10 protein-coding genes and 1 pseudogene are annotated in these 16591 nt (G+C 67.6%); 6 read left to right on the forward strand and 5 right to left on the reverse strand.

Features of this window, described 5'->3' with window-relative positions; genetic code table 11:
* Positions 1 to 191 precede the first annotated feature (191 nt).
* From ACZ899_RS04740 to ACZ899_RS04750, 3 genes and pseudogenes are all read right to left on the reverse strand, one after another.
* Positions 192 to 2676: pseudogene (locus tag ACZ899_RS04740) on the reverse strand (TonB-dependent siderophore receptor).
* Between the two features lie 110 nt (positions 2677 to 2786).
* A complete protein-coding gene (locus ACZ899_RS04745) occupies positions 2787 to 3722 on the reverse strand; it encodes a FecR domain-containing protein (RefSeq protein ID WP_186712425.1) in 936 nt (311 codons plus the stop codon).
* Positions 3723 to 3732: 10 nt separating this feature from the next.
* Complete coding sequence (locus ACZ899_RS04750; protein ID WP_110737734.1) at positions 3733 to 4233, reverse strand: sigma-70 family RNA polymerase sigma factor; 501 nt, start codon at positions 4231 to 4233, stop codon at positions 3733 to 3735.
* Between the two features lie 207 nt (positions 4234 to 4440).
* Here ACZ899_RS04750 and ACZ899_RS04755 point away from each other — a divergent pair, with 207 nt between their 5' ends.
* Genes ACZ899_RS04755 through qhpG form a run of 4 tightly spaced genes read left to right on the forward strand, consistent with a single transcriptional unit; the run spans position 4441 to position 10034 of the window.
* The gene (locus tag ACZ899_RS04755) at positions 4441 to 6354 is read left to right on the forward strand and encodes a sigma-54-dependent Fis family transcriptional regulator (RefSeq protein WP_234562569.1); all 1914 of its coding nucleotides are present in this window, start codon (positions 4441 to 4443) and stop codon (positions 6352 to 6354) included.
* A gap of 3 nt (positions 6355 to 6357) precedes the next feature.
* Positions 6358 to 8085 (forward strand): ABC transporter ATP-binding protein, encoded by a 1728-nt coding sequence (locus ACZ899_RS04760; RefSeq protein WP_234562568.1) that lies wholly within the window; start codon positions 6358 to 6360, stop codon positions 8083 to 8085.
* Positions 8075 to 8752 (forward strand): subtilisin-like serine protease QhpE, encoded by a 678-nt coding sequence (gene qhpE / locus ACZ899_RS04765; RefSeq protein WP_234562567.1) that lies wholly within the window; start codon positions 8075 to 8077, stop codon positions 8750 to 8752. The genes ACZ899_RS04760 and qhpE overlap by 11 nt, the downstream gene beginning before the upstream one ends.
* Entirely contained in the window at positions 8745 to 10034 is a 1290-nt protein-coding gene (qhpG, locus tag ACZ899_RS04770) for a flavin-dependent monooxygenase QhpG (protein ID WP_234562566.1), read from the forward strand. Before qhpE ends, qhpG begins: the two co-directional genes overlap by 8 nt.
* Before the next feature lie 82 nt (positions 10035 to 10116).
* Here qhpG and ACZ899_RS04775 read toward each other — a convergent pair whose 3' ends face one another.
* Together ACZ899_RS04775 and ACZ899_RS04780 are read right to left on the reverse strand one after the other, a co-directional pair.
* Positions 10117 to 11430 (reverse strand): alginate export family protein, encoded by a 1314-nt coding sequence (locus ACZ899_RS04775; RefSeq protein WP_234562565.1) that lies wholly within the window; start codon positions 11428 to 11430, stop codon positions 10117 to 10119.
* A gap of 133 nt (positions 11431 to 11563) precedes the next feature.
* Positions 11564 to 13057, reverse strand: coding sequence for an aldehyde dehydrogenase family protein (locus ACZ899_RS04780; protein ID WP_234562564.1), 1494 nt, complete (start codon positions 13055 to 13057; stop codon positions 11564 to 11566).
* A 502-nt stretch (positions 13058 to 13559) separates the two neighbouring features.
* On the opposite strand from ACZ899_RS04780, the gene peaA reads away from it, so the two are divergent.
* Entirely contained in the window at positions 13560 to 15125 is a 1566-nt protein-coding gene (gene peaA / locus ACZ899_RS04785) for a quinohemoprotein amine dehydrogenase subunit alpha (protein ID WP_234562563.1), read from the forward strand.
* 35 nt (positions 15126 to 15160) lie between these two features.
* Positions 15161 to 16591: a quinohemoprotein amine dehydrogenase maturation protein gene (gene peaB, locus ACZ899_RS04790; RefSeq protein WP_203652543.1), complete on the forward strand. Its 1431-nt coding sequence runs from the start codon at positions 15161 to 15163 to the stop codon at positions 16589 to 16591.

The raw sequence follows: 16591 nt of genomic DNA on the forward strand, positions 1-16591 counted from the left end.
CGTGCCGCCCTCTCAAGGTCTTTGGCTGCGAGGGCTATTGACCGATTGAGGGCCTCGAGGTGTTCGCCGCAAGCCTTGCACCGCCTGTGAGATCGAGCGCCGCCCGCGCGGCGCTCGATCTCACAGGCGCAGATGCCTTCGCGGCGAACACCTGGAAAGGCCTGGCGCTTACAACGCCGTCCCTGCCCCCATCAGAAACTCCCTTTGAGCGTCACCATGAAGTTGCGCGGCTCACCATAGTAGTTACCCCAGCCAGTAGCCCCCACGGTCGAGTAATAGCGCTTGTCCAGCAGGTTGTTGCCATTCAACGCCAGGCTCCAGTGCTCGTCGAGGCGGTACTGCACACGGCCGCTCCACAGTGTGTAGCCCGCCTGCTCGATGCTCAGGTTGCCCTGGCGGCGGAAGTTGTCGCTCTGGCTGGAAACCCCGGCACCGACCGTCCAGCGTTCGAGCGCGCCGTCCAGCTGGTAGTCGCCCCAGACCTTGAGCATGTGCCGCGGAATGAAGCTGGAGCTGAAGGTCAGCTCGGTCGGGTCGGTCTGGTTGATGGTGTTAAGGTACTTGGTCTGGGTGTAGGTGTAGCCCGCCAGCAACTGCAGGCGTTCGACGGGCGAGCCGCTGACCTCGGCCTCGAAGCCCTGGGCGCGTACCTTGCCGCTGTCGGTGTAGCAGTACTGGTCGCCCGAGCCCAGGCAGGTGTCGGCGAAGTCGGTTTCGGCGCGGTGCTCCTCGACCGTGCGGAACAGGTTGAAGGCGGTGTTCAGCGCACCGCCGAACAACTCTCCCTTGATACCCAGCTCGTAGTTGGCGCCGGTCTTGGGTTGCAGGGCCTGGCCCTGGGCATTCACCAGGTTGCTCTGCGGCTGGAAGATGTCGGCGTAGCTGGCGTAGGCGGTCCACTCATCGTTGAGGTCGTAGAGCAGGGCGGCGAAAGGGGTGACCTGGCCGTTTTCCTGGCTGCGGTTGTGCACCCAGTAGTCCCAGGCCTGGGTGTAGGAATCGCTCTTGTTGCGGTACCAGCTCACCCGCGTACCGAGCACCAGCGTCAATGGCTCGGCCAGCTTCAGGCGCAGGGTGGCGTAGGTGCCGTACTGGGTGGTGGTGGAGTCGGTGGGTACGCTACCGCCGCGGCTGGGGGCGGTCAGGAACGCCTCCTTGGACGGGTGGGGGAAGGCCGGCGACGGATCGAACGGGTTCTGGGTACCGCTCAGGCCCATCAGCGCGAAGTAGTCGTGGGTCTGCTGGCGGCTGGCGTTGGCGCCGACGATCAGCTCATGCTCGAGGCCGAACGCCTCGAACTTGCCGTCGAGGTAGCTATCGAAGCCGTAGTCGTCCTGGTCGTAGTCGAACCGCCCGGCATAGCGGCGGATCCCGGCGCTGCCGGCGCCCACCGGCACCGCGCCCTCGGCGTAGCCGTACTCGATGTTCTGGTTGTTGTGGGTGTAGACCGAGGCGAAGTTCAGCGTCCAGTCGTCGTTGAAGCGATGCTTGAGGTCGGCAAAGCCGGTGGTGCGCTGGCTCTGCAGGTCGTTCCAGCTGGCGCCCAGGCAGGTGGAGCGCGACAGCTTCAGGTCGCTGCCGTCGACGTAGCGGGGCAGGCCGTGGTAGCAGGGCGAGGCGTCGACGTCTTCATAGGCAAGGCCCACGCCCAGGGTGGTGTCGGGCGTCACGTCCCAGTCGAGGGCGCCGTACAGCACCTGGTCCTGGCGCTTGGCGTTGTCGTAGAAGTACTGGCGGTCCTGCAGGGTCGCCACAGCGCGGCCGCGCACGCTGCCCGATTCGTTGAGCGGGCCGCCCAAATCCACCTGGCCACGGTAGTTGTCCCAGGTGCCGGGCGGACAGGGTCAGCGTGGTATGGGCCTTGTCCTGGCCGCGCTTGCGCACGAAGTTCACGCCGCCGGCGGACGAGCCTGAGCCCTTCATCATGCCGGCCGCGCCCTTGAGGATTTCGACGCGGTCATAGAAGGCCATGTCACTGGAGAAGCTGTTGGCCTGCACATAGTTGCCGCCCACATCCAGCGGCACGCCGTCGTACTGGTACTGGCCGTCGAGGTTGAAACCACGGGAGTAGAAGTACTTGCCACCCATGGGCGAGTCGTAGACGGTGATGCCGGGGGTCTTGTCCAGCACCTGCTCCAGGGTGTTGAGGTTCTGGTCGTCGAGCATCTTGCGGGTCATCACAGTGACCGACTGCGGCGTTTCCTTGAGGCTATGCACGCCTTTACCGATGGTCACCGCGCGCGCCGCGTAGGACTGGGTACCCTCGCTGGTGGCATCGAGGCGGTTGGCGTCGATGGTCAACGGCCCCAGTTCCATTGCCGTGCCGTTGTCGGCCGGGACCAGCACATAGCCGCCGTTGCCCTGGCGCTGGGCTTGCAGCCCGCTGCTGGCGAGCAGGCGCAGCAGGCCTTCCTCGACGCTGTAGCTGCCGTCGAGTCCGGCGGTGTTGAGGTGGCGGGTCTGCTCGGTGTCGAACGAGATCGTTACCCCCGCCTGCACGCCGAACTGGGTGATCGCATTGCCCAGGGGGCCGGCGGCGATATGGTAGGTGTTCTGGCTGCTGGCCATGGCATGGGCTGGCGCGAGCAACGCGCAGGGCACGGTGGCGAGGGACAGGCCAAAGGCGAGCCGGCGGATGGCCAGGCGCAGGCGGACGGTGGGGTGGGGAGCGGGCATTGGGTGATCCTTGCGTGTCATGGCGGAAAGTCGCTGTCGTCGCGGCTTGTGTCATGGACGGACGAGAATCGAAATCAGCAAGATTGCGGAAAACTTTTTTCGTTCAGGACTTAGGCAGGTTCCACGCTGACCCAGTAGCGGCTCAGGTAGCGCAGCTTCACCGGCAGGGATTTGGGCAGGTTCGCCAGGGCGATGTCGGTGTCGTCGATGCGGAACGAGCCGGAAATGCTCATGCCGCGAATGGCCGGGGCGCAGCGCAGCACCCCGCTTCGGTAGCGGCCCAGCTCGTCGATGAAGTCGCCCAGGCGCCAGTCGTTGACGCTGAGCATGCCCTGGACCCAGGCCGTCGAGTCGGCGGGCAGGGGCTGGGCGCGGGCGAAGGTGTCGCGGTCGAAGCCGGCCTGTTGTCCGGCGTCCAGGCGCAGCACCTGGTCGAGGTGGTGCCGGGGGCGTATCTCGACGGCCGACTGCAACACCCCGACCCGTGTCTGCTCCGCCAGCTGACGCACACTGAACCGCGTACCCAGCGCCCGCACACTGCCGTTGTCGGTGTGCACGATGAACGGGCGCCGGGCGGGGTCGCTGGCGGTGCTGACCAGGATCTCGCCGCAGTACAGCTGGATCGCCCGTACCTGCGCATCGAAACGCACATCCAGCGCGGTGTCGACGTTCAGCTCCAGCTGCGAGCCATCCTCCAGGCGCAGCGAGCGCCGCTCGCCGGTGCCGGTGCGCTGCTGGGCGAGCAGGGCGCGGTAGGGCACCTGCTCGCTGGCCAGCCAGGTGCCGCCGCCGATGGCCAGCAGCATGCCCAATACTTTCAGCACGTCGCGACGCTGCGCCTGGGCCGCGCCCAGGCCCGACAGCGCGGCCTGGCGCGGCACCATCGCCCATTGCCGCTGGAGCTTCTCCACCCGCGCCCAGGCTTCGGCATGCGCCGGGCTTGCGGCCAGCCACGTCTGCCAGGCCTGGGTCCGTGCAGTGTCGGCATCACCGTCATTGAGCTGCACGTACCAGGTCGCGGCCGCTTCGAGTGTCTTCATATCCATTGACCAGCCCTCAGCTCTCGACCACCAGCAGGCAGCGGGTCATGGCCCGGATCAGGTGGTTTTTCACCGTGGTGATCGAGACGTCGAAGCGTTCGGCGACCGCCGCATAGGTCAGCCCTTCCAGTTGCACCGCGAGGAAGATGTCGCGGGTCCTGGGGCCGAGCTCGTCGAGCATTGCATCGACCGATACCAGCATCTCGATGATCGACAGGCGAATCTCCGGCGACACCTCGACCGGTTCGGGTCGCAGGGCCAGGGCCTGCAGGTAGGCCTGCTCGATGGCGCGGCGGCGAACCTTGTCGATCAGCAGCGCGCGGGCGATGGCACTGAGGTAGCTGCGCGGCTCGCGGATAGGGGCCTGGTTACGGGCGGTCATGACCCGCAGGAAGGTGTCGTGGGCCAGGTCGGACGCATCGGCGGCATTGCCCAGGCGCGCGCGCAACCAGCTTTTCAACCAGCCGTTGTTTTCGCTGTACAGCTGGTGCAGCGCCGAGCGGTCGAGCGTCGACATAGAGCGGGATCCATGATGTAAATGGTAATTGCTCGCATTGTCTCGGTGCGGCGGGGGGATTGCAAGGTCCACGGCTGCTGGCGTGCCGTGCGAGGCGCCTATCAATCGCTAGTGCGTACTAGATGACTGCCAGCGAATTCTGACGCACACTGCCGAAAAATCCGATGCCCATTGCCCCGCCTGCGCGGGGCACCCCTGGAGCACGCAATGGCGCGACAACTTCCAACAACAAACGCCAACGACCCGCTGCAGCAATCCCGCCTGGTCCGCCTGAAACTGGCCAGTGAAGGCGAGCTGCCCTCCGGCATGCTGCGTGACGAGATCGACGCCTCCTGGCGCCGCAGCCTCGGTCACGGCCTGGACTGCCTGCAGGGCGAGCAGGTGGGCCTGGGCATCCGCCATGGCCTGGACCTGCGCGCGCTGCTGGAGCACAACCGGCTGCTGATCGACGCGGTCACCCCCGAACTGGATTACCTGGTCAAGCGCCAGGGCAAGAGCGGCATCGTCATCCTCGGCGACGCCCAGGCCAACGTGCTGGCCATCGAGGGCCAGAAGCAGACACTCGAGCGCGAGGGCCTGCGCGACCTGCACCCGGGCAGTTGCTGGAGCGAGGCCCTGCGTGGCACCAATGCCATCGGCACGGCGGTGGTCGAGGGTCAGCCGACCCTGATCAACTGCGGCGAGCATTATCTCGACCGGCTCAGCCCGTTCTCCTGCACCTCGGTGCCCCTGCGTGACCCGTGCGGCGAAGTGATCGGCGTGCTCGACGTGACCCGCGAAGGCGTCATGGCCCAGCCCCAGGACAGCCTTTCCACGCTGCTGCTGGCCGCCGGCAATATCGAAAGCCGGTTGTTCGGGCTGTATCACCCCGAGCACCTGGTGCTGGCCTTCCACAGTCGGCCGCAGTACCTGGCCAGCGCCTGGCAGGGCCTATTGGCGCTGAGCTTGGAGGGCGAGGTGCTGGCGGCCAACGACAACGCCTGCCAGTTGCTGCAGATGCCGCGCCAGACACTGCTTGGGCGGCGCAGCAGCGACCTGCTGGGCGAGCGTTCGCCGGCATTCATCGCCCGCCTGTGGCAGGGCGGTGTCAGCAGCGTGCAGACCGCCAAGGGCGAATTCTTCTTCCGCGCCTTGCAGCTGCCACGGCATGGCCGCATCAGTGGTCCGGCGCCCACCACCAAACAGGCCGAGCCGGCCAAGGCCCAGGCCCTGGAGGCCCTGGCCGGTGGTGACCCACGCCTGGCACGGGCCCTGCGCATGGCCCGCCAGGGCCTGGCCAATGGCTTGCCGGTGCTGCTGCTGGGCGAAACCGGTACCGGCAAGGAAGTTGCCGCCCGTGCCCTGCACCAGGCTGGCCCGCGGGCCGACAAGCCGTTCGTGGCGGTCAACTGCGCGGCGATTCCCGAGGGCCTGATCGAGTCCGAGCTGTTCGGCTACCGCGAGGGTGCCTTCACCGGTTCCCGCCGCGGCGGCATGGTCGGACGGCTGATGCAGGCCCATGGCGGCACGCTGTTCCTCGACGAGATCGGCGACATGCCACTGGCCTTGCAGGCGCGCCTGTTGCGTGTCCTGCAGGAGCGCCGGGTGGCGCCGCTGGGGGCCGGTGACGAGCAGGACATCGATGTGGCGCTGATTTGCGCCACCCACCGTGATCTCAAGCGACTGGTCGCCGACCAGCAGTTTCGCGAAGACCTCTACTACCGGGTCAACGGCGTATCCCTGCGCCTGCCGGCACTGCGCGAGCGCGACGACCTGGCGACGCTCATCCAGGGCCTGCTGGACAAGTCCGGGGCCAGGGGCGTGAGCCTCGATGCGCCCTTGGTGGCACTGCTGGAGAACTTCGACTGGCCGGGCAACATCCGCCAGCTGGAGATGGTGGTGCGCACCGCCCTGGCGATGCGCGAGGAGGGCGAGCAGGTGCTGACCCTCGACCACCTCACCGACTGCCTGCTCGATGAACTGGCCAGCGGCGCCGCGCCGTCCGGCAGTCTGCGCGACAACGAGCTGGAGCTGATCCGCGCCGCCCTGGCCCGTCATCAGGGCAATGTCTCGGCCGCGGCCGAGGCCCTGGGCATCAGCCGCGCGACGCTGTACCGCAAGCTCAAGCAGTTGCGTGGTTGAGCCATGGGCGGACTGTTTTCCCGGCTGATCGAATCCAGCGACCCGGCGCTGATGCGTCAGGCGCTGGCCTGGCTGTATGGCTTCGTGCGTCCACACCGTGGCGCCATTGGCGTGCTGCTGGCGTTGTCCCTGGGCGCCTCGCTGCTGGCCCTGGCGCAGCCCTGGCTGGTCAAGACGCTGATCGACGAGGGGCTGCTGGCCAAGGACTACCAGACCCTCTGGCACATGGCGGCGATCATGATCGTCGCCGGCCTGCTCGGTACCGTGCTGGCCGGGGTCAACCGCTACCTGCACACCCGGCTGTCCGGGCGCATCCTGTTCGCCCTGCGCGACGACCTGTACCGCCACCTGCAACGGCTGTCGCCGACCTTCTACGGGCGGCGGCGCACCGGTGACATCCTGTCGCGGCTGGACGGCGATGTCGCCGAGATCCAGCGCTTTGCCGTGGACTCGCTGTTCTCGGCGGTGTCGGCGCTGATCGGCCTGGTCGGCGCGGTGGCCCTGATGCTGATGCTGTCCTGGCAGCTGTCGTTGCTGCTGGCGCTGCTGATTCCGCTCGAGGTGCTGTGGCTGCGCTGGATGCGGCGCAAGGTCGAGCGCGAGGTGCGCAGCCTGCGCGAGCGCTCGGCGGACGTGTCGTCGTTCCTGGTCGAGACGCTGCCGGCGATGAAGTTCATCCAGGCCGCCGGCCAGCAGCAGCGCGAGGCCGAACGCCTCGACCGGCTGGGCCAGGGCTACATGGGGCAGTTGCTCAAGGTGCAGGTCACTGAGTTCTTCACCCAGGCGGTGCCCGGCACGCTGACCTCCTGGTGCCGGGCGTGCGCGTTCCTGGTCGGCGGCTGGTGGGTGATCCAGGGGACCTGGCAGCTGGGTGCGCTGATCGCGTTTTCCACCTACATGGGCATGGCCGTCGGCCCGGTGCAGAGCCTGCTGGGCCTGTACGTGGCGGTGCAGCGGATGGCCGTGAGCCTGGGGCGGGTGATGGAGCTCAAGCAGGAGGCGGTCGCGGTGCGCGAGGCGGATGATCCCAAGCCCATGCCGCAGGGGCCTGGCGAGCTGCGACTGGACGCGGTGTGCTTCGCCCACGACGGGCGCCAGGGCAGGGTGCTGGACAAGGTCGATGCCTGCCTGCCGGCCGGGGCCAAGGTCGCCATCAGTGGCGCCTCCGGTGTCGGCAAGTCGACGCTGATCGACCTGTTGCAGCGCTTCTACGACCCCGATGGCGGACGCATCCTGCTCGATGGCGTCGACCTGCGCGAGCTCGACCTGCAGGCCCTGCGGCGACGCATCGCCGTGGTCAGTCAGGACATCGTGCTGTTTCGCGGCACCCTGGCGCAGAACCTGGCCTACAGCACGCCCCAGGCCAGCCGTGACGACCTCGAGCGGGTGGTGCGCCTGACCCGCCTGGAGAGCTTGGTGCAGAGCCTGCCGCTGGGGCTCGATGGTTTGCTGGGTGAACGCGGCCAGCAGCTGTCCGGTGGGCAGAAGCAACGCATCGCCATCGCCCGGGCGCTGCTGCAGCAACCGGCGATCCTGGTGCTGGACGAAGCCACCTCGGCGGTGGATGAAGCCACCGAGCGCGAGGTGATCGCCGCCATCGACCAGCTGTTCGCCGGGTGCACGCGGATTCTCATCAGCCACCGCGCCTCGACCCTCGCCGACGCCGACCTGCACCTTGAGCTGCACGGCGGGCAGTTGCGCAGCAAGGAGCCCGCCGACCATGGCCGCTGAACCCTGGATTGGCGTAATCGACAGCGGCTGCTCACCGCAGCAGGCGGCCGGCCTGCTGGATGCGCGTCGCTTCTGGCTCGAAGAGGGCATGTTGCGCGAGGGCGACCCGCTGCCGGACGCCTTGGGCCATGGCAGCGCCGTACTGGCGAGGCTGCACGCCGAGTCTGGCGCCCAGCCTGTGCTGCTGGCTCAGGTATTCGCCGGGCAGGGCAGCACCAGTGCCCTGCAGGTGGCGGCTGGTCTGTTGTGGCTGGTGGAAGCCGGCGCGAGCGTGGTCAACCTGAGCCTGGGCCTGCGCCAGGACCGCCCGATGCTGCGCCAGGCCTGCGCCGAGGCCGTGGCCGCCGGGGTGCTGCTGTGCGCCTCCAGCCCGGCGCGGGGCGAGCCGGTGTACCCGGCCAGCTACCCTGGGGTCATCCGCGTGACCGGCGATGCCCGTTGCGTTGCCGGGCAGTGGTCGTGGCTGGACACGGCCCAGGCCGACTTCGGCGCGGCGGTCGGCAGTGATGGCGGGGCAGGCGCCAGCCTGGCCTGCGCCGCATTCAGCGGCCGGGTGGCGGCCCTGCTGCGCGATGAGCCTGGCATGACCCGGGAGGCGCTGTTGCGGTGGCTGAAAAGCCACGCGGCGTTCGCCGGCCCTGAGCGCAAGGGACCGATCAATGCCTGAAGCAAGCATCCTGGTACTCGGCGCCGGACCTGCCGGCGCGGCCACGGCCCTGGGGCTGCGGCGGATGGGCTACCCCGTCACGGTGGTGTCCGACTGGCGCCGCTTCGCTGCGGTGGAAGGCGTGTCGCAGCGGGTGCTGGAGGGCCTGCGCCATGCCGGCCTGGGCGCCGCCCTGGCCGAGGCCACCACGCCGGCCACGCGTCAGGTGCACTGGAACGGCGAGCGGCTGCAACCGAACCAGGAATGCCTGCTCGATCGTCAGCGTTTCGACCAGGCCCTGCGCGACGACCTGCGCCGCGCCGGTGTCGAGCTGGTCGAAGGGCGTGTGCGCGAAGTGGCGCGGGAACAGGGGTACCGGATACACCTGGACGACGGCCGCACCTTGCGCGGGGAGTTCCTGGTCGAGGCCCGTGGTCGCCAGGCCCCGTTGAGCGAAGGTCGCCTGCGCGGGCCGGAGACCGTCAGCCTGCTCAACCTCTGGCAGGCCGCGCCCGGCGCGCCGGCCTCGGCGGTGGAGAGCCTGGATGACGGCTGGGCCTGGATGGCGCGACTGGCCGATGGCCGCTGCTACTGGCAGGTGACGCTGGACGCGACGGCGGCGCAGCTGCCGGGCAAGGCGGCCTTGCCCGTATACTGTGCCGAGCGTCGGCGTGGTTCGGCGCTGGTGGCGCAGCTGTTCGATGAGCGGGCCTTCGCTCCCGCGCAGGTGCATGCGCGCAGCAGCACGGCGATTCTCGCCGGCAACTGCGCGGGCCCTGACTGGTTGCGGGTCGGCGACGCCGCGATGGCGGTCGACCCGCTGTCGGGTAATGGCATCTTCCAGTCCTTGTCCTCGGCGCTGCAGGCGCCCGTGGTGATCAATACCCTGTTGCAACGACCCGGACAGGCGGACTTGGCACAGCGCTTCCATCAGACGCGGGTCGAGCAGCTGTTCCTGCGTTTCGCCCGGATCGGCCGGGACTTTTACGCGCAGGAGACGCAGCGCGGTGAACAGCCGTTCTGGGCCCGCCGCCGCAATTGGCCGGATGCCCGGCCGCTGCATGCGGCGGCGGACTGGCAGGCGGTGCGGGTGGAGCGACGCCCGGTGCTGCGTGATGGCTGGGTGGAAGAGGCCGAGGTAGTAGTGACGGTGGACCAGCCGCTGGGCGTGTGGCACCTGCAGGGTGTAGAGCTGGCCTCGGTGGTGCGCGGGGTGCAGGCTGGCATCGGCCTGGAGCGCCTGGTGACACAGGCGCACCAGCCGATGGTTGCGCGCTGGCTGCGCGAACAGGGTTTCTGCTGAGGATTCATCGCGGGGCAAGCCCGCTCCCACCGGTGCTGCGTCAGTCAGCAAACCTTGCGTGGGAGCGGGCTTGCCCCGCGATTTAGAAGAAAGTCCCCACCACCAGCTGCAGGTAGGTCCCGCTCTCCCGGCCACCCAACTGCACGCCGCCATCCTGCGCGCTGCGCTGTGGGGTATAGAACCCCACCAGCGGGCTGATCAGCCAGTGCTCGTTGACCATCCACTCCATATACAGGTCCACCTCGCGCCCACCCAGGTTGCCCTGGTCGGTCTCGAGCGTGTCGAAGTCAAAGTACAGCGCCCCCACGGTCAGGCCCTCCCGCGGCGTGGCCTTGAGCGCCACATGGTGCACCTGGGTGTTGCTGTTGAAGGGCCCTGCGTAGTTGGCCGCCACCTCGCCCTGGAACCAGGTGCCGTAGCCTCGGCTCAGGCCATAGAACAGCGGGTCGAAATGCTCCGAGAAGCGGCTGTAGCGGTAGGTGGCGGTGGGCGACCAGGGCAGTGCGGAGAAGGTCCAGTTGCCCTCCAGATACCAGGCGTTCTCGCGTCCGCCAGTGCGGTCCTGGGTGACGTACTCGGCGGCCAGCTCCAGGTCCTTCACCCCAAGGTTGCCGCGCCCACGCAGGCTCACCGTGTCCATGCCGTCGCGGTGTTCCAGGCCGAGGATCTCGGCGTAGCGGCGGTCGACATCCAGGCCGTGGATCCAGCTCAGGCCCACGGTGCCCGCATCGCTGACATGTTCGAGGTTGGCCACCGCCATGGACGTGTCGGCCTGGAACGGGTTGTCTGATTTGAGCCACATCAGGTCGCCACGCCAGCCTTGCTTGCCGCCCAGGCGCAGCACGGCGGTGCGGTCGAAGGCCTTGCGCGCCGCCAGGTAGTAGGCGCCGCCACGGTCGAAATCGGCGCCCAGGTCGACATTGCCGGCATTGACCGGGTCGCCCTGGATCAGGAAACCGTCGCCGAGGGTGATGACCTGGCGCCCCCCGGAGACATCGATACCATCCTCACCGAGGGCCGGGAACAGGTTGCCCGAGCGCCAGCCGAGGTAGGCGTCCTCGACGCCGGTGCGACGCTCGTTGCCGAGGGTGAAACCGGCGGCGTCGCCATCGCCCCAGGTGGCCGAGCTGAGCAGGCTGAAGGCACCGTACAGCGTGCCGCTGTCTGCCAGGGCCTGGCTGGCGCTCAGGCCGTATTTGACGTAGCCCTCGCGCCAGTTGCTGCTGCCGGGCTGGCGGTTGCCGAACTGGTCGTAGCTCTCGTCACTGTGGAAGACGCCGAACAGGGCTTCGAGGTTGGTGTCCAGGGTGGTGCCGGCGTTGTTGTAGAGTTCATGCGCCTGGGTGAGGGGCGAGGCCAGCAGCAGGGCCAATGTGCAGGCGAGTTTGTGCGTCATGGTGTGCTCCATGTTTTTATTGTGTGTTCTGTAAGGTCTGTTCTGGCCTCTTCGCGGGTAAGCCCGCTCCCACAGGGATCGAGCGAATCCTGTGGGAGCGGGTTTACCCGCGAAGAGGCCGGTGCAGGAAGACTCAGAGCTTGATCAACACCGACTTCAGCTCGGTGTAGTGCTCGATCGCCGCCGCGCCCATCTCGCGGCCGACGCCGGAGAGCTTGTAGCCGCCGAACGGCAGCGCCGGGTCCAGCGCGCTGTGGCAGTTCACCCACACCGACCCGGACTTGATCCGCGGGATCATCCGGTGCACCGCGGCGAGGTCGTTGGACCAGATGCTCGCGCCCAGTCCGTAGGGGTTGTCGTTGGCCATGCGCACCACCTCGTCGAGGTCGTCGAACGGCATGGCCACCAGCACCGGGCCGAAGATTTCCTCCTGCACCAGGCGGTGGCGCTGGTCGACATCGACGATCACCGTGGGCTTGACGAAGTAGCCCGGGCCGAAGCCTTCGCCGCCGCAGGCGATGGTCGCGCCCAGCTCGCGGCCCAGGTCGATGTAGCCGGTGACCCGGTCCTGCTGCTTGGCCGAGATCAGTGGCCCCATCTGCACGGTGGGGTCCAGGCCGTTGCCCAGTTTCATGGCGTTGGCGATGCCGGCGATATCGGCCACCACGTTGTCGAAGTGCTTGCGGTGCACGTACAGCCGGGAGCCGGCGCAGCATACCTGGCCCTGGTTGAAGAAGATCGCCGTGGCAGCGCCGGCGGCGGCTTGCTGCAGGTTGGCGTCGGGCAGGACGATGGTCGGCGACTTGCCGCCCAGCTCCAGGGTGACGCGGGTCATGTTGTCCATGGCGGCCTTGCCGATCAGCTTGCCGACCTCGGTGGAGCCGGTGAAGGTCAGCTTGTCCACGCCCGGGTGGCGGCTCAGGGCGGCGCCGGCGTTCAGCCCGGTGCCGGTGATCACATTGAACACGCCGTCCGGGTAGCCGGCCTCGCTCACCAGTTCGGCGAGCTTCAGCGCGGTCAGCGGGGTTTCGTCGGCAGGCTTGAGGACCACGGTGCAGCCGGTGGCCAGGGCCGGACCGAGCTTCCAGCAGGCCAGCAGCAGCGGGAAGTTCCAGGCGACGATGGCACCGACCACGCCGACCGCTTCGCGGCGGATGAAACCGTGGAACTCATCGTCGGGCATCAGCGGCAGCGAGGGCTCGACCGTGCTGCCTTCGAGCTTGGTGGCCCAGCCGGCCATGTAGCGCAAAAAATCGATGGCCAGTTGCACGTCCATCACCTGGGCCACGGCGGCGCTCTTGCCGTTGTTCAGGCATTCCAGCTCGGCCAGCTCCCGGGCATCGCGCTGCATCAGGTCGGCCAGGCGCCACAGCAGGTTCTGCCGTTCACGCGGGCGTGTGCGGCTCCAGGTCGAGTTGTCGAAGGCCTGGCGCGCGGCCTGCACGGCGCGGTCCACGTCCTGGGCCTCGGCCGCGGGCACCTCGCCGAGGACCTCGCCGGTGGCCGGGTTGCGCAAGGTCATGGTGCGACCGCTGGCGGCGTCCTGCCAGTCGGCGCCGATGCGCATCCTGAGCTTGCGTGCGAGGAAGTCGCGTGTGGCGGGGAGGATCGGCAGTTCGGAATGCATGGGGGCGGTGCCTCTTGTCATGGTTGTGACCAGGGCTGGGGCAATGGGCGTGCCAAAGGACTCGGATGGCGGGTAGGCCCAGCTAGTGGTGGCTTTTACCGGATTGGGAGTGAATAGAATCAGGGTTGATCTGTTGCATATTGAGATCGGGTGAGACGTCGTGTGACACACATTCACGGGTGCTGGGGCCGCTGTGCGGCCCTTTCGCGGCACAAGGCCGCTCCTACAGGGGATCGCGGTCTCCTGTGTAGGAGCGGCCTTGTGCCGCGAAAGGGCTGCGAAGCAGCCCCGGCAACTGTCTCAAGGTGAAACACCCAGTCGCGAAATGGGACGTTCACCTACAATCCCAAACGCTGGCCCCTACCCGCAAAACCAAGGTAACTCACTGATCCAAAACATTTTTGCTGCAACTGGCACACTTCCTGTATCGCAACTGTCACATGCACACCGCTGTACCCAAGCGTGCGAATAACGATAAGAACAACACCGTGGAGGTCTGACCTTGAAGACGACTCGACTCCGGCGGCAGGCGGGCACACTGGCGCTGGTCGCCACCGCACTGCTGGCCGCCCAGGCCATGGCGGCCGAGCAGGGCCCGAGCCTGTTGCAGAACAAATGCATGGGTTGCCATATCCCCGAAGGCAACCACAGCTACAGCCGCATCAGCCACCAGCGCAAGACCCCGGAAGGCTGGCTGATGAGCATCGCCCGCATGCAGGTGATGCATGGCCTTTCGATCAGCGACGACGACCGCCGCACCCTGGTCAAGTACCTGGCCGACAAGCAGGGCCTGGCGCCCAGCGAGACCGAGGGCGTGCGCTACGCCATGGAGCGGCGGCTGAACACCGTCGAGCACTTCGACGATCAGCTCAGCCAGATGTGCGGCCGCTGCCACTCCGGCGCCCGGGTCGCCCTGCAGCGGCGTCCGGCCAAGGAATGGGAACACCTGGTCAACTTCCACCTCGGCCAGTGGCCGTCCCTCGAGTACCAGGCCCAGGCCCGCGACCGCGACTGGCTGGACATCGCCCTCAAGCAGATGGTGCCGGACCTGGCCAAGCGCTTCCCCCTCGACAATCCGGCCTGGGCCGAGTGGCTCAAGGCGCGGCCCGAGTCCAAGGTCCTGGCCGGGCAATGGGCGTTCAGCGGCCACATGCTGGCCAAGGGCGACGTGCGCGGGGTGATGACGGTCAGCGCCGAGCAGGGCGACACCTTCAAGGTCGAACTCAAGGGCGCCTATGCCGATGGCACGCCGTTCAACGGCAGCGGCTCGGCGATCCTCTACAACGGCTATGAGTGGCGCGGCAACGTCAAGGTCGGCGAAGCCAACCTGCGCCAGGTGTTCGCCGCCATCGACGGCCAGATGAAGGGCCGCATGTTCGAGGCCGAGCATGACGAGCGCGGCCTGGACTTCAGCGCCGCCAAGGCCGGCCAGGGCCGTCTGCTGGCGGTGCAGCCGGCGTTCATCAAGGCCGGCGGCGACAGCGAGATCAACCTGGTGGGCAGCGACCTGTCCGGCAAGCCCGACCTGGGCGCGGGCGTCGAGGTGACCGAGGTGCTTGAGTCGACGCCGACGCTGATCCGGGTCAAGGCACGTGCCGCCAGGGACGCCGCCGCTGGCCAGCGCGAGGTCGCGGTGGGCGCGCTCAAGGGCGTGCAACTGGCGGTGTACGACAAGGTCGAGGAGGTCAAGGTGGTGCCGGCATTCTCCATTGCCCGCATCGGCGAGAACGGCGCCTCGGTGCCCAAGGTCCAGGGCCGCTTCGAGGCCGAGGCCTGGGGCAAGGACGCCAGCGGCCAGCCGCTGCGCATCGGCTATCTGCCGGCCACCTGGAAAGTCGAACCGTTCAACGAACGGGCGGTCGAGGACGAAGACGTCAAGTTCGCCGGGCAGATGCAGGCCGACGGCGTGTTCGTGCCGGGCGGGGCAGGGCCCAACCCGGCGCGCAAGATGATGACCAACAACGCCGGCAACCTGAAGGTGATCGCCACCCTCGCCGACGGTGGCCAGCAGGGCGAGGGGCACATGATCGTCACCGTGCAACGCTGGAACAATCCGCCACTGCCATAGGCATCAACTGACGCATCGAATCCCGGGAGGTCGCCATGGGCGCACTACTGAACCTGGTCGAACGCAACCTGCACGAAGTGCAGGTGGATGCCGACCGCATGCTGTTCCATATCCCCAGCAGTTCGCTGTTCGCCGCCGACGCGGTGACCGGCGGCATCATCGACGCCCTGCGCCGCCAGGGCTGCTCCGCCGAGGAGCTGATGCAACGCCTCGGCCAGCAGTTTTCCGGACAGGACATCGAGGAAACCCTGCGCGAGCTGATCGCCCTGGAAGTGGTCAGCGACGGCTCGCCGCTGACGCCGGAGATTGCCCTGAAACAGGTCGAGCGCACGGCGCTGAACACCGTGGTGCTCAACGTCAACACCGGCTGCAACCTGAGCTGCACCTACTGCTACAAGGAAGACCTCGACAAGCCTTCGGCCGGGCGCAAGATGAACACGGCCACCGCCGAGGCCTCGGTGGAGATGCTGCTCAAGGAGTCGCCCGACGAGCAGCGCTACAGCGTGGTGTTCTTCGGTGGCGAGCCGCTGTCCAACCGGGCGCTGATCGAGCACATGGTGGCTTACTGCGAGCGGCGCTTCGCCGAGGTGGGCAAGCAGGTCGAGTTCATCATGACCACCAACGCCACCTTGCTGACCGAGGAAGTCGTCGACTGGCTCGACGCTCACCGTTTCGGTTTGTCGGTCAGCATCGACGGGCCCAAGACCGTGCACGACCGCAACCGCATCACCGTGGGCGGGCAGGGCACCTACGACGTGGTGCGGCGCAAGGCCGACATGCTGCTGTCGCGCTACCGCAGCCGGCCGGTGGGCGCGCGGGTCACCCTGACCCGTGGCATCACCGATATCGAGACCATCTGGAACCACCTGTTCAACGAACTGGGTTTCGCCGAGGTCGGTTTCGCCCCGGTGACCTCCGGCGACATGGCCGACTACAACCTCACCGGCGACGAGCTGGTGCAGGTGTTCGCCAACATGAAGGCCCTGGGCCGGCGTTACCTGGAGGCGGCGCTGGAGCATCGCAACATCGGTTTCTCCAACCTGCACCAGCTGATCACCGATATCCACGAGGGCCACAAGAAGGCCCTGCCGTGCGGCGCCGGGCTGAAGATGCTGGCGGTCGATCACGAGGGCGAGCTGAACCTGTGCCACCGTTTTACCGGCTCCAGCCTGCCGACCTTCGGCAACGTGCACCAGGGCGTGAAACAGGCGCAGCTCAATGATTTTCTCTCGCAGCGCCTGGACCGCAGCGGCACCGGCTGCGACAGCTGCCGCATCCGCAACCTGTGCTCCGGTGGTTGCTACCACGAGAGCTACGCCCGCTATGGCGATCCGCAGCACCCGACCTACCACTACTGCGAGCTGATGCGCGACTGGGTCGATTTCGGCATCGAGGTCTACAGCCGCATCATGGCCGCCAACCCGGCCTTCATCGATCGCTACATCACTCCCAGGAAGGCGCATTGA

Source organism: Pseudomonas sp. TE31087 (assembly GCF_057284075.1).